Raw genomic sequence first — 1,400 nt, forward strand, 5'->3', positions numbered from 1 at the left:
GGCTCTGACAAGATTTTCGTAGCCGTTGATCGACTTTGCGGTTTCGGCCTCGGCAAGTGCCTTGGTGGGGGAGGCTGGTGGCGTGTGATGTCGAGTTGACGGCGCTGCTTCCCCAGCTGGCTCCGGTGTTGGTCGAGGCGGTGGAGGCAGGCGAGGGCCTGGTCAGGATCACGGTGCGGACTGCCGCGGGGGTCTCGGTGGTCTGCCCGGGCTGCGGGCAGGAGTCGGCGTGGGAGCACAGCCGGTACGTGCGGCATGTCGCCGACGAGGCGATCGGCGGGAGACCGGTGGTGATCGACGTGTCGGTACGCCGCTTGTACTGCGAGAACGCGGACTGTTCCAAGACCACGTTTGTCGAGCAGGTCCCCGGGCTGACGGTGCGCTACCAGCGCAGGACCCCCGCCCTGCAGGAGGTGATCGCATCGGTCGCGACGGCCCTGGCCGGGAGAGCCGGGGCCCGGTTGCTGGTCCATCTGCACCAGACCCTGTCGTGGACGAGCATGCTGACCTGCCTGTTACGCATCCCCCTGCCCACCTCGACCGTGCCCGCGGTTCTCGGCGTGGACGACTTCGCACTGCGGCGCGGCCACCGCTACGCCACGATCCTGATCAACGCCGAGACCCGCGAACGCGTCGAGGTCCTGCCCGACCGCAAGGCAGAGACCCTGACGGCCTGGCTACGTACCCATCCGGGCATCGAGGCGGTCTGCCGGGACGGAGCGGCCGGCTACGCGCAGGCCGTCACCGACGCACTGCCCCAGGTGCCGCAGATCACCGACCGCTGGCACCTGTGGCACAACCTCGGGGAGGCTGTCCTCAAGGAGGTCCACGCGCACGCCGGCTGCTGGGCGAAATGCGGACCGCCGTCCCAGGCCCGTGTCCGCGAGGAAACCACCCGGGAACGCTGGCATCAGGTCCATGCCCTGCTCGACCAGGGCGTCGGCCTACTGGACTGCGCCCGCCGCCTCCAGCTGGCGCTGAACACCATCAAACGTTATGCCCGCGCCCCCGAGCCCGAGCAACTGAAGAAGGCCCCGCAGTACCGGCCCACCCTCGTCGACCCCTACCGTGACCACCTGCGACGGCGCCGCGAGGAGGACCCCGCTGTCAGCGTCGGGCAGCTCCTGAAGGAGATCAAGGAACGTGGCTACCAGGGCAGCTCGAACCTCCTCTACCGCTACATCAACCAGGGCCGCGTCGAGTCCGACCGCCCCGCCGTCTCACCTCGCCGCCTCAAGGGCCTGCTGTGCACCGAACCCGAGCAGCTCAAGGACAAGGACAGCGAGCTCCTCGCAGCGCTGACCGGGGCCTGCCCCGAGATGACCGCCCTGGCCGGGCACATCCGTTCCTTCGCGGCCCTGCTCACCCCCGCCGCCGACAACGCCCGACACCTCGAGGAG

General features: G+C 69.4%; 1 protein-coding gene. It reads left to right on the plus strand.

The window, feature by feature from the left end; genetic code table 11:
• Nucleotides 1-77 precede the first annotated feature (77 nt).
• Nucleotides 78-1,400, plus strand: a 1,323-nt coding sequence (locus ACFVX4_RS42100) for an ISL3 family transposase (protein WP_389988832.1), incomplete at its 3' end; no start/stop codon positions are given.

Origin of the sequence: Streptomyces sp. NPDC058240 (assembly GCF_042882135.1) — a bacterium.
Lineage (GTDB): Bacteria > Actinomycetota > Actinomycetes > Streptomycetales > Streptomycetaceae > Streptomyces.